The sequence below is a fragment of the Algibacter pacificus genome, from assembly GCF_008033385.1.
Lineage (GTDB): Bacteria > Bacteroidota > Bacteroidia > Flavobacteriales > Flavobacteriaceae > Algibacter > Algibacter pacificus.
Genome location: NZ_VOGY01000002.1, coordinates 325,355 through 351,260, shown reverse-complemented (window position 1 = coordinate 351,260; position 25,906 = coordinate 325,355). Strand labels below are relative to the sequence as shown.

The 25,906-nt window shown below is 33.4% G+C and carries 27 protein-coding genes; 15 read left to right on the top strand and 12 right to left on the bottom strand.

Annotated features, from left to right (window positions below):
* Window position 1 precedes the first annotated feature (1 nt).
* The 3 genes from ppk1 to FQU21_RS04585 all read right to left on the bottom strand — a co-directional run bounded on the left by ppk1 (window position 2) and on the right by FQU21_RS04585 (window position 4,415).
* Window positions 2-2,065 carry a polyphosphate kinase 1 gene (ppk1, locus tag FQU21_RS04595; protein ID WP_147676814.1) on the bottom strand — a complete coding sequence of 688 codons (2,064 nt, stop codon included), beginning with the start codon at window positions 2,063-2,065 and terminating at the stop codon, window positions 2-4.
* A gap of 167 nt (window positions 2,066-2,232) precedes the next feature.
* The gene (locus tag FQU21_RS04590) at window positions 2,233-2,718 is read right to left on the bottom strand and encodes a SixA phosphatase family protein (protein ID WP_147676813.1); all 486 of its coding nucleotides are present in this window, start codon (window positions 2,716-2,718) and stop codon (window positions 2,233-2,235) included.
* Window positions 2,719-2,786: 68 nt separating this feature from the next.
* Window positions 2,787-4,415: an acyl-CoA carboxylase subunit beta gene (locus tag FQU21_RS04585; protein ID WP_147676812.1), complete on the bottom strand. Its 1,629-nt coding sequence runs from the start codon at window positions 4,413-4,415 to the stop codon at window positions 2,787-2,789.
* A gap of 144 nt (window positions 4,416-4,559) precedes the next feature.
* On the opposite strand from FQU21_RS04585, the gene FQU21_RS04580 reads away from it, so the two are divergent.
* Genes FQU21_RS04580 through FQU21_RS04570 form a run of 3 tightly spaced genes read left to right on the top strand, consistent with a single transcriptional unit; the run spans window position 4,560 to window position 5,895 of the window.
* Complete coding sequence (locus FQU21_RS04580) at window positions 4,560-4,916, top strand: DoxX family protein (protein WP_147676811.1); 357 nt, start codon at window positions 4,560-4,562, stop codon at window positions 4,914-4,916.
* Window positions 4,917-4,918: 2 nt separating this feature from the next.
* Entirely contained in the window at window positions 4,919-5,449 is a 531-nt protein-coding gene (locus tag FQU21_RS04575; protein ID WP_147676810.1) for an NADPH-dependent FMN reductase, read from the top strand.
* Between the two features lie 2 nt (window positions 5,450-5,451).
* Entirely contained in the window at window positions 5,452-5,895 is a 444-nt protein-coding gene (locus FQU21_RS04570) for a MarR family winged helix-turn-helix transcriptional regulator (protein WP_147676809.1), read from the top strand.
* Between the two features lie 295 nt (window positions 5,896-6,190).
* Here the strand turns inward: FQU21_RS04570 and FQU21_RS04565 are convergent, their stop codons facing one another.
* Window positions 6,191-7,042, bottom strand: a complete 852-nt coding sequence (locus FQU21_RS04565; protein WP_147676808.1) for a DUF2911 domain-containing protein — start codon at window positions 7,040-7,042, stop codon at window positions 6,191-6,193.
* Window positions 7,043-7,392: 350 nt separating this feature from the next.
* Between FQU21_RS04565 and FQU21_RS04560 the strand changes: the two genes are divergently transcribed.
* Window positions 7,393-7,608 (top strand): hypothetical protein, encoded by a 216-nt coding sequence (locus FQU21_RS04560; RefSeq protein ID WP_147676807.1) that lies wholly within the window; start codon window positions 7,393-7,395, stop codon window positions 7,606-7,608.
* A gap of 137 nt (window positions 7,609-7,745) precedes the next feature.
* Here the strand turns inward: FQU21_RS04560 and FQU21_RS04555 are convergent, their stop codons facing one another.
* The 7 genes from FQU21_RS04555 to FQU21_RS04525 all read right to left on the bottom strand — a co-directional run bounded on the left by FQU21_RS04555 (window position 7,746) and on the right by FQU21_RS04525 (window position 16,742).
* Window positions 7,746-9,281, bottom strand: a complete 1,536-nt coding sequence (locus FQU21_RS04555; RefSeq protein ID WP_147676806.1) for a YifB family Mg chelatase-like AAA ATPase — start codon at window positions 9,279-9,281, stop codon at window positions 7,746-7,748.
* 280 nt (window positions 9,282-9,561) lie between these two features.
* Window positions 9,562-10,818, bottom strand: coding sequence for an alginate export family protein (locus FQU21_RS04550; protein WP_147676805.1), 1,257 nt, complete (start codon window positions 10,816-10,818; stop codon window positions 9,562-9,564).
* A 146-nt stretch (window positions 10,819-10,964) separates the two neighbouring features.
* Window positions 10,965-11,792, bottom strand: coding sequence for an ABC transporter ATP-binding protein (locus tag FQU21_RS04545; RefSeq protein ID WP_147676804.1), 828 nt, complete (start codon window positions 11,790-11,792; stop codon window positions 10,965-10,967).
* A gap of 11 nt (window positions 11,793-11,803) precedes the next feature.
* Complete coding sequence (locus FQU21_RS04540) at window positions 11,804-12,649, bottom strand: ABC transporter ATP-binding protein (protein ID WP_147676803.1); 846 nt, start codon at window positions 12,647-12,649, stop codon at window positions 11,804-11,806.
* 536 nt (window positions 12,650-13,185) lie between these two features.
* Window positions 13,186-14,292 carry an ABC transporter permease gene (locus FQU21_RS04535; protein ID WP_147676802.1) on the bottom strand — a complete coding sequence of 369 codons (1,107 nt, stop codon included), beginning with the start codon at window positions 14,290-14,292 and terminating at the stop codon, window positions 13,186-13,188.
* Between the two features lie 27 nt (window positions 14,293-14,319).
* The gene (locus FQU21_RS04530) at window positions 14,320-15,714 is read right to left on the bottom strand and encodes a CmpA/NrtA family ABC transporter substrate-binding protein (protein ID WP_147676801.1); all 1,395 of its coding nucleotides are present in this window, start codon (window positions 15,712-15,714) and stop codon (window positions 14,320-14,322) included.
* 353 nt (window positions 15,715-16,067) lie between these two features.
* Window positions 16,068-16,742 carry a Crp/Fnr family transcriptional regulator gene (locus FQU21_RS04525; protein WP_147676800.1) on the bottom strand — a complete coding sequence of 225 codons (675 nt, stop codon included), beginning with the start codon at window positions 16,740-16,742 and terminating at the stop codon, window positions 16,068-16,070.
* A gap of 304 nt (window positions 16,743-17,046) precedes the next feature.
* Between FQU21_RS04525 and FQU21_RS04520 the strand changes: the two genes are divergently transcribed.
* The 11 genes from FQU21_RS04520 to moaA all read left to right on the top strand — a co-directional run bounded on the left by FQU21_RS04520 (window position 17,047) and on the right by moaA (window position 25,060).
* Window positions 17,047-18,225, top strand: a complete 1,179-nt coding sequence (locus FQU21_RS04520) for a molybdopterin molybdotransferase MoeA (RefSeq protein WP_147676799.1) — start codon at window positions 17,047-17,049, stop codon at window positions 18,223-18,225.
* A gap of 1 nt (window position 18,226) precedes the next feature.
* Window positions 18,227-18,565, top strand: a complete 339-nt coding sequence (locus FQU21_RS04515; protein WP_147676798.1) for a winged helix-turn-helix domain-containing protein — start codon at window positions 18,227-18,229, stop codon at window positions 18,563-18,565.
* 44 nt (window positions 18,566-18,609) lie between these two features.
* Window positions 18,610-18,963, top strand: a complete 354-nt coding sequence (locus FQU21_RS04510; protein WP_147676797.1) for a four helix bundle protein — start codon at window positions 18,610-18,612, stop codon at window positions 18,961-18,963.
* A 35-nt stretch (window positions 18,964-18,998) separates the two neighbouring features.
* Window positions 18,999-19,739, top strand: a complete 741-nt coding sequence (locus tag FQU21_RS04505) for a sulfite exporter TauE/SafE family protein (protein ID WP_147676796.1) — start codon at window positions 18,999-19,001, stop codon at window positions 19,737-19,739.
* 1 nt (window position 19,740) lies between these two features.
* Window positions 19,741-20,319, top strand: a complete 579-nt coding sequence (gene mobA / locus FQU21_RS04500) for a molybdenum cofactor guanylyltransferase (RefSeq protein ID WP_147676795.1) — start codon at window positions 19,741-19,743, stop codon at window positions 20,317-20,319.
* On the top strand, window positions 20,310-20,543 hold the full coding sequence (locus FQU21_RS04495) for a MoaD/ThiS family protein (protein ID WP_147676794.1): 234 nt from the start codon (window positions 20,310-20,312) through the stop codon (window positions 20,541-20,543). Before mobA ends, FQU21_RS04495 begins: the two co-directional genes overlap by 10 nt.
* 147 nt (window positions 20,544-20,690) lie before the next feature.
* Complete coding sequence (gene moeB, locus FQU21_RS04490) at window positions 20,691-21,803, top strand: HesA/MoeB/ThiF family protein (protein ID WP_246124758.1); 1,113 nt, start codon at window positions 20,691-20,693, stop codon at window positions 21,801-21,803.
* An 11-nt stretch (window positions 21,804-21,814) separates the two neighbouring features.
* Window positions 21,815-22,258: a molybdenum cofactor biosynthesis protein MoaE gene (locus tag FQU21_RS04485; protein ID WP_147676793.1), complete on the top strand. Its 444-nt coding sequence runs from the start codon at window positions 21,815-21,817 to the stop codon at window positions 22,256-22,258.
* Window positions 22,259-22,364: 106 nt separating this feature from the next.
* Complete coding sequence (locus FQU21_RS04480) at window positions 22,365-22,730, top strand: four helix bundle protein (protein WP_147676792.1); 366 nt, start codon at window positions 22,365-22,367, stop codon at window positions 22,728-22,730.
* A gap of 338 nt (window positions 22,731-23,068) precedes the next feature.
* Window positions 23,069-23,980: a bifunctional molybdenum cofactor biosynthesis protein MoaC/MoaB gene (gene moaCB, locus FQU21_RS04475; protein WP_147676791.1), complete on the top strand. Its 912-nt coding sequence runs from the start codon at window positions 23,069-23,071 to the stop codon at window positions 23,978-23,980.
* Between the two features lie 72 nt (window positions 23,981-24,052).
* Complete coding sequence (moaA, locus tag FQU21_RS04470) at window positions 24,053-25,060, top strand: GTP 3',8-cyclase MoaA (protein WP_147676789.1); 1,008 nt, start codon at window positions 24,053-24,055, stop codon at window positions 25,058-25,060.
* 451 nt (window positions 25,061-25,511) lie between these two features.
* On the opposite strand, the gene FQU21_RS04465 is transcribed toward moaA, so the two are convergent.
* On the bottom strand, window positions 25,512-25,901 hold the full coding sequence (locus FQU21_RS04465; RefSeq protein WP_147676788.1) for a group III truncated hemoglobin: 390 nt from the start codon (window positions 25,899-25,901) through the stop codon (window positions 25,512-25,514).
* Between the last annotated feature and the right edge of the window lie 5 nt (window positions 25,902-25,906).

Genomic DNA, 25,906 nt, shown 5'->3' with positions numbered 1-25,906 from the left:
ATTAATTTTTTAATTTTTTTAGATAATAATCGTAAACAACAAATTGAGATCTTACCTTCTCTTTATCACTTACTTTATATTTATTTTCTTGTGTTTCGCATAATATTCTAGCTTTTACATTATCGCTCCAGCTAATATTAAATGTATCTATAATTTCCTGTTTTACATCTTCATCATAAATAGGGCAACTTACTTCAACCCTATTTTCAATATTTCTACTCATCCAATCGGCAGACGAAATATAAATTTTTAAATCACCGCCGTTTCCAAACATATAAACTCTAGAATGCTCTAAAAATTTATCGACAACACTAATAACTTCAATATTTTCGCTCATGCCTTTAATTCCAGGAATTAAAGAACAAATACCTCGAACAATCATTTGTATTTTAACTCCTGCCCGACTTGCTTCATAAAGTTTATCAATCATGGTATAACTCGAAATACTATTCATTTTTAAACGAATTAGTCCTTCTTGTCCATTTCTAGCATACTCAATCTCTTTATCAATTAATTTAAAAACCTTTTTTTGAGTATAATGAGGCGAAACAATTAAATGCTTATAACTGTATATTTTATAGTTGGCTTGAAAAAAGCTAAATATTTTATTAACATCTTTTAAAATACGCTGATCTGCCGTAAATAATGTATAATCCGTATAAATTTTAGCAGTAGATTCATTAAAATTTCCAGTGCTAACAAAACCATAACGTTTCAGTTTTTTACCTTCTTCACGTTCCACAACACACATTTTACTGTGTACTTTAAGGCCAGCAACACCAAAAATTAAGTTAATACCTTCACTTTGCATTTGCTCTGCATAATCAATATTAGCTTGTTCATCAAAACGGGCACGTAGCTCGATAGATACTGTAACCGCTTTGCCATTAATAGCCGCATTTATCAATGAACTTGCTATATGAGAAATTTGAGCGAGTCTATAAATGGTTATTTTTATAGTTTTTACTTTTGGATCTAATGCCGCCTCTCTTAAAAACTTAACAACGTAAGAAAATGTTTGATACGGTGTATAAAGCAAATAATCTTTTTTTGTTATAGCCTCAAAAATACTCTCCTGAAAACTTAATCCTTTTATAGGTAAAGGTTCTATTTTATCATAAAGTAAATCTTGTCTCCCTAAACTTGGGAATCCCATATAATCACGTCGGTTATGATAACGTCCTCCAGGAATAATACTATCGGTATCATCAATTCCCATTTTAGACATTAAAAACTGTAAAGTTTCCTTATGTATGGTTTTATCATATACAAATCGCACAGGTTCACCTAGCTGTCTATGTTTAACACTATCGGATATTTTATTAATAAAACTTTTGCTTAAATCACTATCAAAATCTAATTCGCCATCGCGAGTAATTTTAACCATATGAGCCGATATTGTCTTATAATCGAATATATTAAAAATATCTCGTAAACAATGCCTTAATAAATCATCAATTAAAATAATATAACTTTTATCTCCCTGTTTTGGTAATTCAATAAAACGATCTATCGATTTTGGAATTTCTATAAGTGCAAATTGCTTTTTATCATCGGCCATTACCATACGTACGGCCAAATAAGCTGCACTATCTTTTAAATTTGGCAATACCACCAAATCATTAAGAATAATAGTAACCAATGCAGGACTTACCGTTTTAATGAAATAATTATTAATAAAATCGTGCTGAGAGGCCTCTATTTGCGTTTCATCAATAATATAAATATTTTCTTTTTCAAGTTTAGATTTTACATCGGTTAGAATATCCAAACTATCACTTTGCTGTTTAATTACAATTTGAGTAATAATATCTAGTAATTCTTTAGCTTTTATTCCTCCTAATTCGTTTTTACCTCCTTTTCCAGCTTCCACAATACGTTTAACTGTAGCATAGCGTACTTTAAAAAACTCATCTAAGTTATTCGAAAAAATACCTAAAAAACGTAAACGTTCTATTAAGGGTACATTGGCAGACGAAGCCTCTTGTAAAACTCTTGCGTTAAATTGTAACCAGCTTACCTCTCTATTTATATAGCTATTTGTTGGTGGTGTCGTTTTTATCATTGTACTTTTAAGTTGAAAAACATGTGTATAACAAATATATTCTATTTACATCTAAAATAAGAAACATTTAGAGTTATCAAATTCTAAAATTTTGAATTATAATCATAATATTAACACGATATTTTAATAAATAAAAACACGAAAAGTTTAAGACTAAGCTAATCGTCTTATTTTAAATCTTTTGGAAATACCGTTTTAATGATATGTCCAGATTTTATAGTCTGCCAATCGCTACTATCAAAGTCTATAATGACAAGTCCACTAGTTGGAACGTTCTCTATAAATTGATCGCCGCAAGTATTTACAAAGTCTGTAATAGCATGATTATGACCAAAAACCATTAAACAATCAACGGTTTTGGGAGAAGATTTGATAACTTCGGTTAACATTTCACCCGAAAAATCGTATAAATTATGATTAAAGGAAACTATTTCTGAGGCTATCTTTAAATTAGAAATAAAAATTTCTGCTGTATGTTTTGCTCGATAAGCATCACTTGAAAGTACCACGTCTGGTTTATCCAAATGCGCTTTAATATGTTTAGAAACAAGATTCGCATCTTTCAATCCGCGATCGTTTAGAGGACGTTCATGATCGATAACATCATGTTTCCAAGAAGACTTGGCATGACGTACTAAAATTAGTTTTTTCATAAAATAGAATTAATCGTGTATTATTTTTTAATGAATATATTTAAAATATTCAACAACTATACAAATCACTAAACCTGTAAAAGGCCTAAATTAAAAGGCTTTTCAATTGGCGCATGATTAGCAGCTTCAATCCCCATGCTAATCCACGTTCTTGTATCTAACGGATTTATAATAGCATCGGTCCAAATACGTGCCGCCGCATAATACGGTGATACTTGATTATCATACCTTGCCTTAATTTTATTAAATAATTCAGCTTCTTTTTCTGGCGTAATAATTTCCCCTTTCTTTTTTAATGAAGCGGTTTCTATTTGAAGCAACACTTTAGCTGCCGAATTCCCACTCATAACCGCAAGTTCGGCGCTTGGCCACGCTACAATTAATCTAGGATCATAAGCTTTTCCGCACATGGCATAATTTCCTGCTCCGTAACTATTTCCCATAATAATGGTGAATTTTGGCACTACCGAATTACTCACAGCATTTACCATTTTTGCTCCATCTTTAATAATACCCCCGTGTTCACTTTTACTGCCCACCATAAAACCGGTAACATCTTGTAAAAACACTAACGGAATTTTCTTTTGATTACAATTGGCAATAAAACGCGTAGCTTTATCGGCACTGTCGTTATAAATAACACCACCAAACTGCATTTCTCCGCTAGCCGTTTTCACTAATTTCCGTTGATTAGCGACAATACCAACCGCCCAACCATCTATTCTTGCATAACAGGTTATAATGGTTTTGCCGTAACCCGCTTTATATTCATCGAACTCCGAATCGTCAACAAGCCGCTTTATAATTTCATAAGTATCATATTGATCGGCACGACTTTTAGGTAAGATTCCGTAAATATCTTCCGGATTTTCTTTAGGTTTTTTGGCTTCACGTCGATTATAGCCTGCTTTATCAAAATCACCAATTTTATCGATAATATTTTTAATGGTCGTTAAAGCATCAGCATCATCTTTTGCTTTATAATCCGTCACTCCCGAAATTTCGCAATGTGTCGTAGCGCCTCCTAAAGTTTCGTTATCTATACTTTCACCAATAGCGGCTTTTACTAAATAACTTCCGGCAAGAAAAATACTGGCTGTTTTATCAACAATTAAAGCTTCGTCACTCATAATAGGTAAATAAGCACCTCCAGCCACACAACTTCCCATAACCGCTGCAATTTGAGTAATTCCCATACTACTCATTTTGGCATTATTTCTAAAAATACGTCCAAAATGTTCCTTATCTGGAAAAATTTCATCTTGTAAAGGCAAATACACACCTGCCGAATCTACTAAATAGATTATGGGTAATTTGTTTTCAATAGCTATTTCTTGTGCACGTAAGTTCTTTTTCCCAGTAATAGGAAACCACGCTCCTGCTTTTACGGTAGCATCATTAGCCACTACAATACATTGCTTATCTTGTATATAACCTATTTTTACAACCACGCCTCCAGAAGGACATCCGCCATGCTCGGCATACATATCTTCTCCGGCAAAAGCTCCTATTTCAATCGATTCTCTCTTGGAGTCCAATAAAAAATCAATACGCTCTCGAGCCGTCATTTTTCCTTTAGCATGCAGTTTTTCAATACGACTTTTCCCGCCTCCTAGTTTTACTTTAACCAATCGTTTTTTTAATTCGGAAAGTAAAAGCTTGTTATGATCTTCGTTTTTATTGAAGTTAATATCCATTGTCGAAATTTTGTGTGCACGAATTTACAAAACCAAAAACCAATTATAAAGCGAATATTTTGTTAAAAAACAATCCACGGAAATATATTCCTTGGAATATATAATTAATATGAATACTTTTGATGTCTCCATTAATAGCAAATTATGAAAACAAACAACATAATATTTTACATTGCTACCGGGTTATTTTCGGTAATCATCCTATTTTCTGCTGGTATGTATTTTTTTAATCATGAAAATATTGAAAAAGCATTTACACATTTAGGATATCCAACATATATTATATATCCTTATGCCTCTTTAAAGTTATTCGGCTTGTTTGCGCTATGGCATCCAAAATTTAGAATTATTAAAGAATGGGCGTATTCTGCATTCTTTTTTGCCATAATTTTAGCCTTTACAGCACATATTATGGTGCATGATGGTGGACAAGGAGCAGCCTTAGTAGCCATGATTTTACTTATAGTATCGTATATATTCAACAAAAAAATAAACAAATAATTATGAAAAACATTATCGCTTTCGCTGGAAGTAATAGCAAAACATCAATTAATAAACAACTCGCCATTTATGCAGCCAGTTTAGTAGAAAAAGTAGAAACGACCGTATTAGATTTAAACGATTTTGAATTACCGCTTTACGGTATCGATTATGAAAATGAACACGGCATTCCAGAAAATGCTCATAAATTTATCGGTCTATTAAAAAACACAGATGGGATTATTTTATCCTTAGCAGAACACAACGGGGCTTACTCAACCGCTTTTAAAAATCTATTCGATTGGATGTCTCGAATTGATGGAAAATTATTCTTTAAAAAACCCATGTTATTAATGGCTACTTCTCCCGGAGGTCGCGGTGGTTTATCGGTTTTAGACATAGCAAAAGGCAGATTCCCTTTCCATGATGCTAACATTATAGAAAGTTTTTCATTACCTTTTTTCGGAGCACATTTTAAGGCTAATAAAATAGTAGATGAAGCATTGAACACACAATTGCAAAGTGCGGCGACTAAATTTCAAAACAGTCTATAAAAGTGGGCAATATTAGTAAAGATATAAATTCGAAATTTCCGAACAACAAGGTGAAAGCTTTGCTGAATATCCTTTATACAGCCAATTGGATTTCGAGTTTACAAAATGAATATTTTAAACCCTTTGGTATTTCGCCACAGCAATTCAATATTTTACGAATTTTGAATGGTGCAAATCAGGCCTTAAGTGTTCAAGTCATTAAAGAACGTATGGTAGAGCGCGCTCCAAATGCCACGCGATTAATGGATAAATTACACGCTAAAAACTATATTAAGCGTTTAGCTTGCGAGCATGACCGACGTGTGGTACATATTGAGATTACACAGGAAGGGAAAGATTTATTGTCTGAAATTCCTTCAAATCTTAATTCCGATTTATTTAAAAATTTAAATGAAGATGAAGCGGAACAGTTAAGTGATTTATTGGATAAAATGCGCATACTATAAATACCATATGATTATTGCAAAACTCCAATTAGTATATGTATTATTCCCATAGAGCATTATACTTTTAAAGATGCTTAGACCAAATAACCAACACTTTTCCCACAAAATTGTATGAGAATCCTACTGAATAATAGTATAAAAATATAGCAGATTTATTTTAAAAACATCTCCTTAGAATATCAAAATATAACCCAAAAAACAACAACCTATTTGGTAATATTATTTCATAAAAAAGCCTGAACATTTTTATAATGTTCAGGCTTTTGCTTTTATATACTATTTAAAATCGTTAAAACTATAGTGCACCCCAAGCTTTTAGCGATGCTTTATTCATTTTAATATATCCAGCATTTTCTGCTTCTTCAGATAGTTTTAAAGATAATTTAGCAGCTTTAATAGCCCCTGATTTATCGCCATTTGCAGCATGAATTAACGCTTGACGACGCAAATAAAAGAATTTTGGTTTATCCTTTGTCATTTCAACCGCTTTATCGATATACTCCATGGCCACTGCCATGTTTTTACCTTCGGATAAATAATAGGCAGCCGCCGCATAATAATCTGCTTCACCTGGTCCATTCATTACTTTATCAATAGCTGCAGAAACTAGTTTTTCTGTAGGCACCGTAAATGGTACAGCAGCATACGAGTTTTCCCAGATAAGCTCTAATGTGGCACCATTATTAGTCATATTATTTATATCAATCGTTAAATTTTCAACTGTAAACGGAATTTTTTCCACCTCAACTTTTGCTGTGGTTGCTATTTTGTTAGCCTCTATAGTTTTTGGTGTACCCCAGTTGTTGGTATCTTTATAGAAAATAAATTCCCACTCGGTAGCCGAGATTAATTTTGTAAATAAAGCATAAGCACCTGCTTTAAGTGGTTGTCCTGCTATTTCTACATCATCACTAAATGTTATAATTGTATTTGCGTTTGCTCCTGTTCTCCAAACAGTTCCAAAGCTTTCTAAACCTCCAAATATTTTACGTCCTTTAACGCCTGGTCTAGAGTACTCAATTGTAACATCAGTTAAACCTACTTTTTGTTCAAACTTGGCTTTAGGGCTTGGTTGCGGTGTTTCAATTTGTGCACCCACGTTATATACTGTTGTAACAGTTAATAAAATTAATAGTAATTTTTTCATTTTTAAGTCTTTTTTTTTATTTAATTATAGCTTATAAAATTACATATACTTTCATGTTTTTATGTTAACAAAACCATAAAATAAACAGGTTATTAAGTAACTATAATTTCACTTTAAAACACAAGAATTCTCTAAAAATATTGTTATAAAAACCGAACAAAAAAATGAAATCTGTTTTGAAAAATAATTAATACCTAAAATAAATGTCTATTTTAACTGGTATTTACTAAATTTTAGCTAAATTATTGCTCTAAAATCAAGAAGTTTGTAATTTTTTGTTATATTGTGCAATTGAGGATAAACTACAATTTGTTTACTTCGAGAAATTATTTGAAAAACGATTATTATTTATGGAACTTATTGAAAAAGCAGTTGAATTTGAACAACGCAAACATACATTTAAAACCACCAGCGAACGCATAGAAGCCTCTAGAGAAGTTAAAGACCTTATTTTAAGTCTAAATGATATTTATAAGGTTGACAAAGACCAAGAAATTATGGACTTAATGAAACGTTTAACGGTTGTAAAACAAAAAATTGAAAAAAGACTTAAAGGGAGACCATAATTAGGTACGAAAGATCTTTATTTCTTTCAAAAAAACCAGTATTTAAATATATTTAAATACTGGTTTTTTTATGCGATTATAATGCTACTATGATTAGCTGTAGTTCATTATTTTTTTCATCTTCCAAAAACAAAATCCTATCCCAACCAACCCTCTCGATCTAAACTACGATATTGAATAGCCTCGCTTATATGAGAACCTTCAACTTTATCCGAATGTTCCAAATCGGCAATGGTTCTAGACACTTTTAAAATACGATCGTAAGCTCGTGCGGATAAATTTAAACGTTCCATGGCTGTTTTTAATAATTGTTTTGAGCCTTCATCCAAAACACAATGTTTCCGAATTTGCTTGGTATTCATTTGTGCATTATAATGTACGGTATCCGACTCTGCAAAACGTTGCGTTTGTAATGCTCTAGCTTGGGTTACACGCTTTCTAATATCAACCGAGGTCTCCCCTTTTCTATCATCCGATAGTTTTTCAAAAGGCACTGGAGTCACTTCAATATGAATATCAATTCTATCTAATAACGGTCCAGAAACCTTACTTAAATAACGTTGCATTTCTGCAGGACTGGATGTTACTGGAGCACTTGGATCGTTAAAATAACCACTAGGACTTGGATTCATACTGGCCACTAACATAAACGATGATGGATAAGTTACTGTAAATTTCGCTCTGGAAATGGTAACCTCTCTATCTTCCAAAGGTTGGCGCATCACTTCTAAAACTTCGCGTTTAAATTCTGGTAATTCGTCTAAAAATAAAACACCATTGTGCGATAATGAAATTTCACCTGGTTGCGGGTAACTTCCGCCACCAACTAAGGCTACATTCGAAATGGTATGATGTGGACTTCTAAACGGCCGTTGCGCCATTAATCCGGTATCTTTTACACGACCAACAACCGAATGTATTTTGGTGGTTTCCAAAGCTTCGTGCAAGGTCATAGGTGGTAAAATACTCGGTAGTCGCTTAGCCAACATAGTTTTTCCTGCTCCCGGAGGACCAATTAAAATAATATTATGTCCGCCAGCAGCTGCAATTTCCATACAGCGTTTTATGCCTTCTTGTCCCTTCACGTCACAGAAATCAAACTCAGGGAAATCTAAGTTTTTTTCAAATTCTTCTCTGGTATTAATTATGGTTTGCTCTAAAGGAATGCCTTTATCAAAAAAATCGATAACCTGTTTAATATTTTCAATACCATAAACTTCCAAATTATCAACAATAGCGGCTTCTTTCGCATTTTGAATAGGTAAAATAAAACCTTTAAAACCTTCTTCTCTCGCCTTTACAGCAATGGGCAAGGCGCCTTTTATAGGCTGTAAAGTTCCATCTAGAGACAATTCCCCCATAATCAGGTATTTGTCCAAATTTTCTGCTTTAATCTGATCTGTTGAAGCAAGAATACCAATGGCCAAAGTTAAATCGTAAGCAGAGCCTTCTTTTCGCAAATCGGCTGGCGACATATTAATGATGATTTTTTTTCCGGGAATTTTATATCCATTATTCTGAAGCGCTGCCGCTATGCGAAAGTTACTCTCCTTTATGGCATTATCAGGCAAACCCACCAAGTGATACCCTATGCCTTTGTCCACATTTACCTCCACCGTAATGGTTGTAGCCTCTACTCCAAAAACGGCGCTTCCAAAAACTTTTTTAAGCATAAATTAAAATTTATCCTTAAATGTAAGAAATGTATTTTTAATTCTATAATTAATTGATTTCCAATTAAAACCTTTCTTTATAAAAAAAATACTTTTTTTATAATCTCAAAACATCTTCATCAAGCGCAAACAACTATTTAGCGTGGGCCATATCATACGTTAAAATAGTTTACAAACATTAAACAACACCTCCAGCACTTTTGAAAACATATTTACAAGACTAAAAAAATCCCGCAAAAAGCGGGATTTCAAATTATTACTAATTTTGCTATTAAGTAACTTAGTTTAAAAATTTAGGTTTAATAACCAACATGGCCCATGCCCAGTTTTGCATATCTGCAGCAGCAGCTTCTGTTACATTTTTTAATTCGTACATACCATCGCTAGCAAACATTTGAGAGTATCCTAATTTTAATCCGTAGCCTTTAAATTGTTTCGAGTACACTAAATCAATCTCTGTTCCTAAAGATTTTTCTCCACTTGCTAATTCCTGCTCACCGCTAAAGTTTAACGCTTTAACCATTAAGCTAGAGGTTTCGTTTAATTTGAAATTTGCACTCACGTGAATATCCACTAAACCAACATTATTACCATGATTCCCGACGTAGAAATAATCCATAAATCCATTGAATTTATGGTTGGTTCCGTATAAAGGGAAGAATGCTTCCGTATCGGTGGTTGTCGTATCATTACCGCTAATAACTTCTATTCCTGCTCCTAACCCCACATTGGCAGACGCTTTATAAGTGAATTCAAGCCCCAATAAATACGCACCATCAACAGTATCACCCATTTGTGTATAAGCATTTAAAGCTGCTCCAAAATCACCACTTTTATAATCTAAATGTGTTCCTAAAGTTTGAATACTGTTTACGCCATCTGGAGTCAAACCATCGGCTTCATATTTTTGGAAACCATTGTTTAATAATAATAAACTTCCAGAAAAGCTATCCCAAGATTGTTTTAAATAAACATATTGCATGGTTTTATATGAAAAGAAACCTGCTGTGCTATATGCTGTTGAACTTGACTGAAAGCCTGTTGGGTTTGAGTAGTCCTGATTAAAGGCCAACCCTATATCTAGTAAAAATTTTCCTTTTTTATACTTCAATAAAGCCGCATCATGGTTACGCCCTTGTTGTGCCCAATCTAATCCTCCAAAAATACGCTGATCGTCATAAGAAATCACCTGACGTCCTAATTTAGTAGAAAACCCTTCGCCTAATTTAATATCAGCCCAAGCTTGGAAAACCGCAAAGGAGTTGTTTTGGTCATAAGGTAAAATCTGTCTGTTTTCTCCCCAAACCATCACATCTTGTAAGCTTATGTAAAACTTATAAGCCTCGGTAGCGTAACCAGTATTTAAACGTATTCTAGTAGAAATCCCAAAACCAGGATCTGCAGCATCGGTAATAATGCCACCAAAACCATTACGGTATTCTGTTCTTGGTCTAAATTCACCATCTAAAGTAAACTGTGCCTGCGCAAATTGAACCATCAATGCCATCAAGCCTATTAATATATATTGTTTTTTCATTTTTATTGGTTTTAAAAGTTAATTAGTGATTTTATTATAGTTATCTTTTTCTTGTTAATTTCTTCAAATATATAGTTGAACATTTATTGAGTTTATGACATATCTCATATTTTAATAATAAAGGATAAAATTATCTTTTTAATTATTTAATGCTCTAAAAAGTCTATTAAGTGTTTTCTGTATTTATAGTAATCATCATGCTCTAATACCGATTTTCGTGTTCTTGGTCTCTCAAAATCAATATTTAAGATATCACCAATTTTCGCCTTAGGACCGCTCGTCATCATCACCACCCGATCGGCTAAAAAGATCGCTTCATCCACATCGTGCGTAATCATTACGGCTGTAATTTTTTCTTTATTCCAAATTTCAATTAAAATATCTTGCAACTCACCTCGTGTTAATGAATCTAACATTCCAAAAGGTTCATCCAGCAATAATACTTTAGGTTTAATTGCAAACGCACGCGCAATACCTACACGCTGTTGCATCCCTTGAGATAGATCTGACGCTTTCTTATCAAAAGCATCCTCCAAGCCTACTTTCTGTAAATAGTACTTCGCAATATCATGCCTTTGAGCTTTTGTAGCATGCGGAAACACTTTATCGACACCAAGTAGCACATTTTGTAAAGCCGTCATCCAAGGCATTAAACTAGGCGCCTGAAAAATAACCCCTCTATCCGGTCCTGGTCCTTTTATATGTTTTCCTAAAACCGATATATGACCACCCGAAATAGGATTTAATCCCGCAATCATAGAAAGCATGGTTGTTTTTCCACAGCCCGAATGGCCAATGATGGTCACAAACTCTTCCTTTCTAATCTGTAGATTTAAATCTTCCAAAACCACATAATCGCCTTTTGGAGTCGGATACACTTTTTTCAAATGCTTTAAATCCAGCATCACATCGTTAGATGGGAAAACATGGTTTTCAAAGGTATGCCCCTGTTTATTTTCAACTATAACACTCATGTCTTTTCCTTTTAAAATTGATTAACAAAATCCTTAGGACTTAAATCCGGAAGCACAATAGCTTCCTTAGCCTCGGTTTTCCTTTCGTTTCCAATATCCATTAAATACTCAATAATAGCATTTCTTGTTTTTTTGAAATTCGGATTATCATTCATTTCCGTTTTATCTCTAGGGCGTTCAATATCTATTTTAAACTCAGGTCCTAAAGTGGCATTTGGTCCCGGACGTAACGGAATAATACGGTCTGCCATATAAATACCTTCATCCACATCATTGGTAATTAACAGCGCTGTACGTTTATCTTTACCCCAGATATTTAAAATTTCATCTTGTAAATTACCACGCGTTAATGCGTCTAGAGCACCAAGTGGTTCGTCCATAATAATCATCTCTGGTTTCATAGCTAATGCTCTAGCAACCGATACACGTTGGCGCATACCACCCGATAATTCTTTAGGCCGTTTATTAATAGCAGGCGTTAAACTCACCATCTCTACATAATCGGCAACAATAGCATGTAACTCAGCTTTAGTTTTTTTAGGAAAAGCCTCTTTCACGGCCATATACACATTTTGTCCAACCGTTAACCAAGGCAATAATGAGTAATTCTGAAAAATCACACCACGCTCATGGCTAGTTCCAATAACCGGCTCGCCTTTAAACAAAACCTCACCTTTAGTTGGGGTAATTAAACCGTTAATTAAGTTTACCAAAGTTGTTTTTCCGCTCCCCGTAAACCCTACAATAGCAACAAACTCACCTTCTTCTATCGATAAATTAATGTTCGATAATACTTCCGGTTCGTTTTCGCCTTTACCGTAAGTTTTATAAATATTATTTAATTCTAAATATGCCATTTTAAAAATGTTTAATTGTTGATGCGTTTAACTGTTGAATCGAATACACAACTACTCAGTTAAGCAATTCAACTTATATATTTTACTAACGTCTTTAAATTTGTGGAATCGTTAATGCGTTTAACTGTTTAATCGAATACACAACTACACGATTAAACAATTCAACATATTTCTTTACTAGCTCCATTAATTTGTGGAATCGTTGATGTGTTTAACTGTTGAACCGAATACACAACTACACGATTAAACAATTCAACACTTTTACTTAACTAGCTCCATTAATTTGTGGAATCGTTAATACGTTTAACTGTTTAATCCAATACACAACTACACGATTAAACAATTCAACATATTTCTTTACTAGCTCCATTAATTTGTGGAATCGTTAATACGTTTAACTGTTGAATCGAATACACAACTACACGATTAAACAATTCAACATATTTCTTTACTAGCTTCATTAATTTGTGGAATCGTTAATGTGTTTAACTGTTGAATCGAATACACAACTGCACGATTAAACAATTCAACATAATTTAAATCCCTTCTGTTTTATCAAATGACACCCAGTTTTGTATGGTTAGCATAATTCTATCTAATAAGAAGCCAATGATTCCAATAACAAACATGGCTACAATAATTTTTGCATTAGAATCGTTAGCTCCGTTTTGGAATTCTTCCCAAACAAACAACCCTAAACCAGGACTCTGCGCCAATAACTCAATAGCAATCAAAACCATCCAAGCTACTGATAATGTGATTTTTAAACCTGTAAATATTAATGGTAAAGATGAAGGAAGCACCACTTTAAATATTTTCTGAAAAGGGCCTAACTTCAATACTTTAGCAACATTAATATAATCTTTATCTACAGTAGCTACACCCATTGCCGTATTAACCAAAGTAGCCCACATAGAACATAAACCAACACTTATAAAGGATATGGTAAACGAACTGTCTTCGTTAGAATCTATCAATAATGTTTTTACAATCATAAAAACAAGTAGGTACCACACCACTGGCGAAACAGGCTTAAATATTTGAATAAACCAGTTAAAAGCACTTTTTAAAGTTGGACTCAACCCGATGAAAATCCCTAAAGGCACCGCAATAAATAAGGCCAATAAAAAACCAGCAAATACCGTTTTTAAACTTCTAAATATTTGATCTACAAATGATGGACGCCCTGTATACGTAATAGCATCCTTGCCTTCTGCCAATCTTTTCTCATTTAAAACCGCTGTTTTTTCAATAAATGCCGCTTTATCTGCTTTTATAATATTATGGTCTCTTAATAAGGATTTATAAGAATCCCAAACCTGACTCGGCGATGGCAACGTGTTAGGTTGGCAGCTAGAATCTCCCGATGCTATGCAGGCTTGCAAAGCATCGGCAGCTTCTTGTCCTTGATCTGTAAGGGCTTTTTCAATTTTATGTTCCGCTTCAATGTTGTACAAAGATTTTGCACCCAAATGCCACAGCCCAATAAATAATAGCATAGAAGCCAGTGGAACAATTGTTTTACGTAGGAGGTTTTTTAAATCTTCTCTTTCCAGCTTACCGGTAAATAAATCTTTTAATGTGCTTAAAAAACCTAGACCTATAAAATTGGTTACTTTTCCTAATGTTATACTTTGTTTCATGACTTCTTTATTTATTGGCTTTACTAATTATTGTATCGCTTTATCTTTATTTCCTATTTTAAAACTGTTGATGTAAGAAATTGGATCTTTTCCATCGTAAGTCGTTCCATCAATAAAATCTGCTGTTGCTGGTTTATAGCCATCGGTTGTTGGAATATCTGCTGCAGGAATATTTCCTTCTTCAACTAAAAGCTTCGCTGCTTTTGTCCAAATATCTGGTCTGTAAATGTTATTAATCGTTTCTGCATACCATGCTGCTGGCTTAGCCTCAGGAATTTGTCCCCATCTACGCATTTGCGTTAAGAACCAAATACCATCAGAATAAAACGGGTATGTTGCATTGTACTTATAGAATACATTAAAATCTGGCATATCACGCTTATCACCTTTTTCGAACTCAAAAGTACCTGTCATAGAATTGGCTAAAACCTCTTCTGGCGCACCAACATATTGAGACATGGATAATATTTTTACAGCCTCTGATCTATTACTTGGTTCATCTAACCATTTACCAGCTCTAATTAAAGCTTTGGTAACTGCAATAGCCGTATTCGGGTAATCTTCAACAAACTTTTTTGTCATTACAAAAACCTTCTCTGGGTTATTTTTCCAGATATCGTAATTTGTTACTACAGGAACTCCAATACCTTTAAATACGGCTTGTTGATTCCATGGCTCACCTACGCAATATCCGTGAATAGTTCCTGCTTCTAAAGTTGCTGGCATTTGTGGCGGAGGTGTTACAGATAGTAGAACTTCAGCATCAATTTGTCCTTGAACATTATCTGCCGTATACATTCCTGGGTGAATTCCAGCTGCTGCTAACCAATATCTAATTTCATAATTATGTGTCGATACCGGAAAAACCATTCCCATTTTAAAAGGCTTACCAGAGTTTTTGTATTCTGTAATTACCGGCTTTAAAGCTTCTGCTTTAATTGGGTGTACAGGTTTTCCATCTTCTCCTGTTGGTACATGCGCTTTCATTTTAGACCAAACATCGTTAGATACCGTAATACCGTTACCATTTAAATCCATAGAAAACGGAGTTACTAAATCCGCTTGACGTCCAAATCCTGCTCCTGCAGCAATTGGCTGACCTGCTAACATGTGAGAACCGTCTAACTGACCATCAATCACACGATCTAAAATATTTTTCCAATTCGATTGCGCTTCAACTGAAACAAATAAACCTTCATCTTCAAAAAATCCTTTTTCTTTTGCAATGGCTAAAGGTGCCATATCTGTCAATTTGATAAAACCAAATGTTAATTGAGGTTTTTCAATATCTAATGTTTTTGTTTTAGAAACTTCGGCTACAACCGTTTCTGCTATTGCTTTCTTTTTCTCTTTACTCCCGCAAGCACTTAATGCAATCGCTAAAGAAAGAACTAAAGCGGATTTTGTTAATAATGATTTCATGTTGAATAGTTTTAATTAATTACTAAGTATTAATACTTACTTGTTGCAAATATATAAGTAGAACCTAATTTATTACATGACATTCCCCATATAGCAACATCTTTTTTAACATATTATAACCTGCTAAAATCCATAAAATAGAACTAAAACACATGTTTACAGCATGTTGATTAACAAAAACAAACTACGTAACTAAAAATATTTTAGGTAAAAACTACGTATAAAAATGCGTAGTTATAAAAATTGATCGCATTAAAACGTTAAACGAAGTACAGTTAAAAATAGCATAAGGCCATTTTAACTTGAAATAAAGAAATACAGTAAAAAGTAGATAAATACAATAAAAATCAGTCTTAACTATCTAAGAAATAGTTATGTTCGCTAATTTCATTTTTTAGAGCTTGCACATTAGGAACACCTATCTTTTTTCCTTTAGCAGAAATTAAACCCTCTTTCTTTAATAAAGAAAACACACGAATAACTTGCTCTTCTGTGGTTCCGGCAAAATCGGCATACTCTTTTCTGCTTAATGGCAAGTTGAGATAACCACGTAAATCTCCAAATTTTCTATGAATATATAATAAGGTGTCAATCACCCGTTCACGAACCGTCATTTGAGAAATAGTCTTAATTTTAGATTCACTTCTATTTAGCTCATTGGCATAAAAAAGCATTAAATCATAACTAAACTTAGGACTTTCTTGCAATACTCGCTGTAAAATATCTTTAGAAATATAGCATAAAATAGTATCCTGAAGGGCTATCGCTCCAATAGAATAGAACTCTTCCGTTCCAAAGCCACGATGACCAATAATCTCTCCATCTTTAGCAAAACGAACTATTTGTTCCCGTCCATTAATACCGGTACGAAAGACTTTAACCGTGCCCTGCATAATAAAAAACAATCCGTTTACGGGTGCGCCCTCCATTATAAATTGCTGACCTTTTTTACATTTTATGCTGCGCTTAGCCTCAGTGAATTCAGAATTTAATAGATGATTTAAATTACGCTTTATTAGGCAGTTCATATTTAAACATGTAGAGCAAGCCAAAGCAGAAGCTTTATTAGTTCTTGAATAAGCAGGTGCCGTATGTTTTTGAATAGTATTCAATAAAGTTTTTGTTCTAAAAAACAAATATAAGTATTAATACTTAATTATTAATCCTAATTAAGTATTTTTGTCGCTTTCCGAGTTATTTTTATTTCAAGATAGAATAATGGAATATCTAAAGCTAAAAATTAAACAAATCGTAAAATTTTAGAATAAAACTTTTTATTCATTCTTAATAAAACGCTTTCGTTATATTTGTAAATACATAACGCTATTTAATATGATTACCATAGAACAAGCCATTTCAACGGTTAAAGCAAACAGCAAACCTTTAATGACCTCTACTATAAAACTAGTAGAAAAAGCAGGTGGGTATATTCTTTCTCAAGATGTGATGTCTCCTATAAATATGCCACCTTTCAATCAATCGGCTATGGATGGTTATGCTTTAAATATCCATGATAGCGCAACTTATCAATTAATTGGGGAAATTCAGGCTGGCGATGACCAACAACCGATTTTAAACCCAGGTGAAGCCGTACGTATATTTACCGGAGCTGCCGTGCCAAATTCGGCAAACGCTGTGATTATGCAAGAAAAAGTTCATGCTGAAAAATCACAAATTCATATTGAAGGTACCGTTTCTAAGAATCAAAATATTAGACCTTTAGGTGAACAAGTTAAAAAAAAGGATTTAGCTTTAAAAGCAGGCACAAAATTAACCCCGGCCGCTATCGGCTTTTTATCGTCTTTAGGTATTGTTACGGTTTCCGTTTACAAAAAACCCGCGATAGCACTTATGACTACGGGCAACGAATTGGTTAAACCTGGAAGCGCATTGAGCTACGGAAAAATCTATGAAAGTAATTCTAAAATGATCTTATCTGCGTTGTACAATTTAAAATTCTACGATATTACCCTAAATAAAGTCCCCGATAATTATGAAAAAACGGTGGATACATTAAAAGAAGCCATTGATGAAAACGACCTTGTGATTATTACCGGTGGTATATCCGTTGGCGATTACGATTTTGTTGGGAAAGCCCTTCAGGAATTACATGTTGAAGAGCTCTTTTATAAAGTAAAACAAAAACCAGGCAAACCATTGTTCTACGGAAAAAATGCAACTACTCAAATTTTTGCTCTACCCGGAAACCCTGCAGCAGCATTAACCTGTTTTTATGTTTATGTATATATCGCTTTGCAAAACATGATGAATCGTGATGCTACAGAATTGCCAAGGGTTCACGCTAAATCAACATCAAATTTTATAAAAAAAGGAGATCGTCCACAATTTCTAAAAGCCATTTATAATGACGGTGAAGTTGAAATTTTGGAAGGACAAAGTTCAGCCATGCAGCAAACCTTTGCTTTAGCTAATGCTTTGGTATTTATGAATGAAGATGAACATGAAATCACAATCGGAAAATCAGTTAACACCATAATTTTACCACAATAACATGAGTTACAAAATTAAAAGTCGCATTTGGATAGAATCCGATAACCATGTGCTTTTGGGTGAAGGCCGTGTGCAATTATTAAAAGCCATTGAAACAGAAGGTTCGCTTTCTAAAGCAGCAAAAAGCTTAGGTTTATCGTATAAAAAGGCATGGTCTTTAATCGATTCTGTTAACAAATCGGCTAAAAAACCCGTAACCATAAACAGTACAGGCGGAAAAGGTGGCGGCGGTGCAGAACTCACAGATTATGGCAAACAGCTAATTACTGTTTTCGATGAAATCAACCAAAACTGCTGGACGTTTTTAGATGAACAAGTTCAAAAACTTGAATTATTATAAGTGTCTAAAATTATAAGTACTTAAAATGCCTAAAGTTTAAATACATGGATAATAAAGAATTTGCTAGAAAATTAGAATATAGAACAAGACTGTTCGGGATATCTATTATCAAATTATCTGCTGTATTACCAAATTCGATTGAAGGAAAAGTTATTAAAAACCAAATAACAAAATCTGGCAAAAGCATAGGTGCCAATTACCGTGAAGCAAATAGGTCGAGAAGTAAAAGGGGTTTTAAAAACAAAATAAAAATATCGGAAAGTGAAGCCAGCGAAACAGAATATTGGTTAGAAATAATTAGGGATTTAAATTGGGTTGATGATAAAAACCTAAATCCTATAACGAAAGAAGCAAAAGAACTTTTAGCACTTTTTACTTCCATATCAAACAAACTTTAAACTTTAAATACTTTAGACACTTTAAGTACTCTTTTATGCTCCAAACCGAAAACATAACACTATTCCTAATAATTCTCCCCATCATTTCCTTCCTGTACTCCAGTGTAGGCCATGGCGGCGCGAGTGGTTATTTAGCTTTAATGGCCTTATTTTCGTTTGCTCCAGAAACCATGAAACCCACGGCCCTACTGCTTAATTTATTTGTGGCAGGTATTTCATTTTACTATTATTTTAAAGCAGGTTTTTTTAATAAAAAACTCTTTCTCGCCTTTGCTATTAGCTCCATTCCTTTTGCTTTTTTAGGAGGCACTATAGAAATTGATGCGTCTATTTATAAAAAAATATTAGCTGTACTATTAATTTTCGCCATACTAAAAATGTTGAATGTTTTTGGAAAAGAAAGCCATATTATAAAAGACATAACACTTTGGAAAGGTTTACTTTTTGGAGGTATTATCGGGTTCTTTTCAGGACTCATAGGTATTGGTGGCGGCATTATTTTAAGTCCGGTTATTCTATTATTTCATTGGGGTAAAATGAAGGAAGCCGCAGCCGTTTCGGCCTTATTTATTTGGGTGAATTCAGCATCAGGATTGGTAGGACAATTATATAGTGGCGTAACCATTGAAAAAGCATCCTTTTTATTAGTCGCCATCGCTTTAATTGGAGGTATTCTTGGCGGTTATTATGGAAGCAAAAAAATAAACAACATGCAATTGCGCTATATTTTAGCCTTTGTATTAATCATTGCCTGTGGCAAATTATTTTTCACATAATATGATGGATAAAAAACATATAACAGGTATTATTCTTGCCGGCGGAAAAAGCTCTCGAATGGGAACAGATAAAGGTTTTTTAATGCTGAATAACAAATCGTTTACGCAACATAGTATAGACGCTTTAACCCCACTAGTCTCAGAAATTATCATTGTTTCAAATCATGATAATTATGATACTTTTGACTTGAAACGCGTTGAAGACCTTATTGAAGACGCCGGCCCAGTAGCAGGGATTTATTCGGGTTTAAAAGCATCTAAAACCGAATACAATTTAGTATTGAGTTGTGATATTCCTTTAATAAATTCTGATGTTTTAACCCGATTAATCTCAGGTATTGATAATACTTCCGAAGTGATTCAAATAGAAAGTATCGGTCGAAAAATGCCACTCATTGCTGTATATAAAAAGTCTTGCGAAACTGTGTTCAAAAAACTTTTAAGTCAAGGAGAACGTAAATTACAGTTTGCTGTAAACCAATGCAATGTTAAAAGTATTTCAATAGAAGCTTCTGAAAATATATTTACAACAAACGTCAATACTAAAGATGAATTAAAACAATTAAAAGCATGGAAATAAGTATAAAATATTTTGGACAAATTGCTGAAGTGACTCAAATTAACGAGGAATACATCGAGTTTTCCGGACATGATGTATCGGAACTTTTATGCGTTTTACATTCAAAATATGAAAATCTAAAACACAAAGATTTTCAAGTGGCCCAAAATCAAGAATTGGTTTCGGAGGACACCAAAATAACAGGTGAAACTATTGCATTATTACCACCATTTTCAGGTGGATAATGTTTAAGTTTTTCATGCTATTTTTCAACATAAACTAAGCCATTGTAGATGGTAAGTCTATCGTTTTGGTTGGCAGACTACAAGTCTGATTCGTGAGATCCGTAACATAAAACGAAGCTATATTCATTCGTGAATTCGTGGCAAAAAATGACAACTAAATTAGAAACCAATACATTAATGCAAAGCAGATACAACCGACATACTATCCTTTCCGAAATTGGAGAAACAGGTCAAAATAAACTAAACCAAGCCAAGGTTTTAGTTATTGGCGCTGGTGGTTTGGGTTGCCCTATTTTACAATATTTGGCTGCCGCAGGGGTTGGTACTATTGGTATTATAGATTTTGATGTAGTAGAATTATCCAATTTACAACGTCAGGTGTTGTTCGGGAAATCAACTCTAGGAATCAACAAAGCGATTGCTGCAAAACAACGTTTAGAAGATTTAAACCATACCATTTTAATAAACGCTTACCCTGAAAAACTGACTTATAGCAACGCCATAAACCTATTCGAAAAATACGATATTATTGTTGACGGCTCCGATAATTTTGAAACCCGATATTTAGTAAACGATGCCTGTATTATCACCAACAAACCTTTAGTTTTTGGGGCGATTTATAAATTTGAAGGTCAGGTTGCAGTTTTCAACTATAATAACGGACCAAGTTACCGTTGCATATTCCCAAATCCACCGGAAAAAGATAGCGTTCCCAATTGTTCCGAAATTGGCGTATTAGGCGTGCTTCCGGGTATTGTTGGCACCATGCAAGCTAATGAAGTCTTAAAAATTATTTTAGGGATTGGAAACGTACTTTCGGGACAGCTCCTGTTTTATAATGCGTTAACATTTCAAACGTCAACCTTAAAAATAATAAGAAATGAAATGGCAATTCAGTCGGTTTTAGATGAAAAAGAAAAGTTTCAATCTAAAACTTTCCATTTCAATTGTGAATTGAAAGACGAACCCGTTTCTATTAAAAGTATTCAAAATTTAGAAAACAGTTTATTTATCGATGTTCGTGAAACTCATGAAACCCCTAAAATTGAAAGCTTAAATGTGATAAATATCCCGCTATCACAATTAGAAAACAACATACATAAAATAAATATAAATAAAGAATATTACCTCTTTTGTAAATCGGGATTACGAAGTAAAAAAGCCGTTTCTATTTTGAAAGCATTTAAAATAACCAATTGCTTCAGTTTAAAAGAAAATGCTTTGGAACTCGTAGAAATTATTAAAACTAAAACAGTCTAAAATATAGAATAATGGAACCTAAAAAACCAAAAAACGTATTTCAACAAGGCGCAATTTCATCGGAATTTATTGGGAATTCGATTGCTAAACATCAAACAAAAACAAGCATTGGAGCACACAATATATTTCTAGGTCAAGTACGTGCCGATGTTATCGATAATAAAACGGTAGCCGCTATAGAATATACCGCTTACGACGATATGGCCAATGCTAAATTCCACGAGATTAGAGAATCGGCTTTCGAAAAATTCGACTTAACGTGTATGCATATTTATCACAGTTTAGGCACTGTAAAAGCAGGCGAAATTTGTCTATTTGTATTTGTATCATCACCAAGACGTAAAGTGGTTTTTAAAGCTTTAGAGTTTATTGTGGAAGCTATAAAAGCTGATGTTCCTGTTTTTGGAAAAGAGATTTTTGAGGATGAAACGCATCAGTGGAAAGTTAATTCTTAATGATGTTGAACTGTTTATTCGTCTAATTGTTTAACTGTTTATTTGTGTAATTGTGTAATCGGTTAATTGTTTAATTGTTTAATTGTTTAATTGTAAAAAATAAAATATGGCATATACATTTTCCTTTGAAAAATTAAATGTTTGGATTGATTCAAAAGAATTAGTAAAACTCATTTATATATTAACAAAAGAATTTCCTAGTGAAGAAAGATTTGGACTAACAAGTCAACTTAGAAGAGCTGCTGTTTCTGTCTCTTCAAATTTAGCTGAAGGAACTTCTCGACAGACCAATAAGGATAAAGCTCATTTTTCAACAATTGCCTATAGTTCATTAATGGAGGTTTTAAATCAAATTATTATCTCTAAAGAATTAGGCTTTATAAAAGTAAGTGATTATCAAGTTTTACGAACGGAAATTGAAAAAATTGCTAATAAATTAAATGCATTACGAAAATCTCAGTTAAATAGTTAAAAGTGTTGAACTGTTTAATTGTTGAAGCGTTGAAGCGTTGAAGCGAAAACAAATAACAATTCGTAATCCATAAAAATTTAAACAAATCAACGATTAAACATCATATAAATAATGAAAAACTGTTAAATCGCTTAATTGTTAAAGCGTTGAATCGAAAAACAAATAACAATTCGTAATCCATAAACACTTAAACAAATCAACGATTAAACATCATATAAATAAACAAAAAGTGTTAAATCGCTTAATTGTTAAAGCGTTGAATCGAAAAACAAATAACAATTCGTAATCCATAAACACTTAAACAAATCAACGTTTAAACATCATAACAAAAGAAAAAAATGGTAGACATCACCCATAAAAACAACACATTACGCACTGCAACCGCCCAAGCCGTTGTAAAAGTGAGTAAACCCGAAACTATAGAAGCTATAAAAAACGACACGGTACCTAAAGGTCATGTTTTTGCCATGAGCAAAGCTGCCGGACTTTTGGGTGTAAAGCGTACACCAGATATTTTACCAGATTGCCACCCTTTGCCTATTGAATTTACAGGTGTAGAATACGCCATTAACGGACTAGAGATCACCGTACTATTTACCGTAAAAACCATTTACAAAACAGGTATTGAAGTGGAAGCCATGCACGGCGCTAGTGTGGTGGCCTTAAATATGTACGACATGCTGAAACCTATTGATAAAGGCATCGAGATTCACGCTATTAAATTATTAGAGAAAAAAGGCGGTAAATCGGATTTTAGAGATCGTTTTAGAAAAGATTTAAAAGCAGCTGTTGTGGTGTGTTCAGATACTATTTCGGCTGGACATAAAGAAGATAAAGCAGGAAAAGCGATTATAGCAAAACTAGAATCTTGCGATATAAAAATAGCCGAATACGTTATTATTCCTGACGAAATTGATGATATTCAAACCAAAGCAAAATACTTTGAATCGCAAGGTATTGATATGGTAATCTATACGGGAGGCACAGGACTATCCGGGCGCGATGTAACTCCCGAAGCTTTAATTCCCCTACTAGACAGACGTATTCCGGGTATTGAAGAAGCCATTAGAAATTACGGACAAGACAGAACACCTTTTTCTATGCTTTCTCGAAGTGTTGCTGGTACTATAAACGATACTTTAATTTTAGCCCTACCGGGTTCAACAAATGGTGCTAAAGAATCTATGGATGCTATTTTTCCAGCAGTATTGCATAGTTTTAGAATTTTGAAAGGTGCTAGACATGATTAATGGTTGATGGTTGAAATAAATAATTTGGTTTTCCAAGTTTGAAAAATTACAGAATAAATTAAAAGCATTAGAATGAAAAACGAAATTCCTGTATTACAAGATTTACATGGTAGAGATCACGCTTATTTACGAATTTCGTTAATTGAACGTTGCAATTTACGTTGCACTTATTGTATGCCTGCCGAAGGTGTTCCGTTGTCTCCTAAAAGACATTTAATGACTTACGAGGAAATCTATGAGATTGCAAAAACGTTCGTAAAACATGGGGTTACAAAAATTAGATTAACCGGTGGCGAACCTTTAATTAGAAAGGATATTCCCATTATTTTAGAACGATTAGCTTCACTTCCTGTGGAATTGTCCATCACTTCAAATGCTGTTATTATCGATAAGTTTATTGATATACTTAAAAAATATGGTGTTAAAAAAATCAACGTAAGTTTAGATTCTTTAAATGCTGAAAAGTTTAAACATATTACTCGTCGTAATGAATTCAAAAAAGTTTATAACAACATATTATTGTTGGTTAAAGAAGGATTTCATGTGAAATTGAACGCGGTATTGATGAAAGATTTTAATGAAGATGAAATTATCGATTTTATTCATTTCACCAAGGATTTACCAATTTCCGTTCGCTTTATAGAATTTATGCCTTTTGATGGAAATAAATGGGATATGAGCAAAATGGTATCATACGCCGATGTGATGTCTTTAGTGCATGCTTCCTTTTCCGAAGAACAAATTCTACGTCTGCAAGACGCTCCAAATGACACCTCTAAAAACTACAAAATAAAAGGATATAAAGGTAGTTTTGCAGTTATTAGCTCCGTAACAAATCCCTTTTGTGATTCCTGTAACCGACTGCGTTTAACAGCTAATGGGCAATTAAAAAACTGTTTATTTTCTTCTGGAGAATCAGATTTACTGACAACACTTCGTGAAGGAAATCCCATAGAACCTATTATTCAAAAAGCCGTACAGGCCAAGTTTAAAGTCCGTGGAGGTATGGATACTTTAAAGAAATTAAAAGAACCCAAATTGCATAATAACAATAGAAGTATGATTACCATTGGTGGTTAAAAAATGAAGTATCACATTTATTCAAATTGTAAAATACCAAAAGAAGTCGTAAAACGACTTCCTAGGTATTAACGAGCTCAAGAACATTTTAGTAATAAAAACTAAAATGGAGAGACCAAGCCCGCTTAATAGTAAAGTATTTTATAATATCTTCTTTTTCCTAAAATACTCTATTTATATATGAACATAACGATCTAGAATACTATACCTTAAACGTATAGAAGTTATTTTCAAATTTGATCAATTTTTATTCGTAAAATCGAGTATGTTAGACGAATAACCATTTAGTGTCGGTAAAAGGAATATTTCTATCGATTAAGTCTTTTATACTTTTGTTTTAAACTGGATAAAAAGTGCTTTTTTCAAGATGACAACACAAAAAGGGAGATTACCTTTTTAGGTTGTCTCCCTTTTTCATTCTGCCTTTTAACTAATTTAAAAGTTACAATATTTATCCTGCTCTATGTTTACAAACATAAGCAAATTGCCCCATAGCCATACGTTGCGAAGCTTCTTTAGCCCGATTAGCTAAATCCCCTTCGAATAAACCATCAATGGTTTCTGCCCAAAGCTTCAACCAACGCTTAAAATGATCTTGCTGCATACCAAGATTTAAATGTTTATCAACCTTAATATGTGCCAGGCTAGGGTTTCCTTTAAAACAGACTTCCCCAAATAAACTCGTTACCCAAAAATCGGTTAATTTTTCAATATGCGGCGGCCATTGTTCATCTTTTAAATGATGATTAAAAATAGGCCCTAACAAATCGTCTGCTCTAATCACAGCATAAAACTTCGATACTAGTTTATAAACGTCGGCTCTGTTCTTTATTTGCTTCATTTTTC

Coding starts and splice junctions, on each gene's coding strand:
- moeB (WP_246124758.1), top strand. CDS start 20,691: ATGACAACTAAATTAGAAACCAATACATTAATGCAAAGCAGATACAAC.
- FQU21_RS04535 (WP_147676802.1), bottom strand. CDS start 14,292: ATGAAACAAAGTATAACATTAGGAAAAGTAACCAATTTTATAGGTCTA.
- FQU21_RS04560 (WP_147676807.1), top strand. CDS start 7,393: ATGGAACTTATTGAAAAAGCAGTTGAATTTGAACAACGCAAACATACA.
- moaA (WP_147676789.1), top strand. CDS start 24,053: ATGAAAAACGAAATTCCTGTATTACAAGATTTACATGGTAGAGATCAC.
- ppk1 (WP_147676814.1), bottom strand. CDS start 2,065: ATGATAAAAACGACACCACCAACAAATAGCTATATAAATAGAGAGGTA.
- mobA (WP_147676795.1), top strand. CDS start 19,741: ATGATGGATAAAAAACATATAACAGGTATTATTCTTGCCGGCGGAAAA.
- FQU21_RS04465 (WP_147676788.1), bottom strand. CDS start 25,901: ATGAAGCAAATAAAGAACAGAGCCGACGTTTATAAACTAGTATCGAAG.
- FQU21_RS04555 (WP_147676806.1), bottom strand. CDS start 9,281: ATGCTTAAAAAAGTTTTTGGAAGCGCCGTTTTTGGAGTAGAGGCTACA.
- FQU21_RS04510 (WP_147676797.1), top strand. CDS start 18,610: ATGGATAATAAAGAATTTGCTAGAAAATTAGAATATAGAACAAGACTG.
- FQU21_RS04565 (WP_147676808.1), bottom strand. CDS start 7,042: ATGAAAAAATTACTATTAATTTTATTAACTGTTACAACAGTATATAAC.
- FQU21_RS04505 (WP_147676796.1), top strand. CDS start 18,999: ATGCTCCAAACCGAAAACATAACACTATTCCTAATAATTCTCCCCATC.
- FQU21_RS04495 (WP_147676794.1), top strand. CDS start 20,310: ATGGAAATAAGTATAAAATATTTTGGACAAATTGCTGAAGTGACTCAA.
- FQU21_RS04575 (WP_147676810.1), top strand. CDS start 4,919: ATGAAAAACATTATCGCTTTCGCTGGAAGTAATAGCAAAACATCAATT.
- FQU21_RS04545 (WP_147676804.1), bottom strand. CDS start 11,792: ATGAGTGTTATAGTTGAAAATAAACAGGGGCATACCTTTGAAAACCAT.
- FQU21_RS04540 (WP_147676803.1), bottom strand. CDS start 12,649: ATGGCATATTTAGAATTAAATAATATTTATAAAACTTACGGTAAAGGC.
- FQU21_RS04530 (WP_147676801.1), bottom strand. CDS start 15,714: ATGAAATCATTATTAACAAAATCCGCTTTAGTTCTTTCTTTAGCGATT.
- FQU21_RS04520 (WP_147676799.1), top strand. CDS start 17,047: ATGATTACCATAGAACAAGCCATTTCAACGGTTAAAGCAAACAGCAAA.
- FQU21_RS04550 (WP_147676805.1), bottom strand. CDS start 10,818: ATGAAAAAACAATATATATTAATAGGCTTGATGGCATTGATGGTTCAA.
- FQU21_RS04485 (WP_147676793.1), top strand. CDS start 21,815: ATGGAACCTAAAAAACCAAAAAACGTATTTCAACAAGGCGCAATTTCA.
- FQU21_RS04515 (WP_147676798.1), top strand. CDS start 18,227: ATGAGTTACAAAATTAAAAGTCGCATTTGGATAGAATCCGATAACCAT.
- FQU21_RS04525 (WP_147676800.1), bottom strand. CDS start 16,742: ATGAACTGCCTAATAAAGCGTAATTTAAATCATCTATTAAATTCTGAA.
- FQU21_RS04590 (WP_147676813.1), bottom strand. CDS start 2,718: ATGAAAAAACTAATTTTAGTACGTCATGCCAAGTCTTCTTGGAAACAT.
- FQU21_RS04585 (WP_147676812.1), bottom strand. CDS start 4,415: ATGGATATTAACTTCAATAAAAACGAAGATCATAACAAGCTTTTACTT.
- moaCB (WP_147676791.1), top strand. CDS start 23,069: ATGGTAGACATCACCCATAAAAACAACACATTACGCACTGCAACCGCC.
- FQU21_RS04480 (WP_147676792.1), top strand. CDS start 22,365: ATGGCATATACATTTTCCTTTGAAAAATTAAATGTTTGGATTGATTCA.
- FQU21_RS04580 (WP_147676811.1), top strand. CDS start 4,560: ATGAAAACAAACAACATAATATTTTACATTGCTACCGGGTTATTTTCG.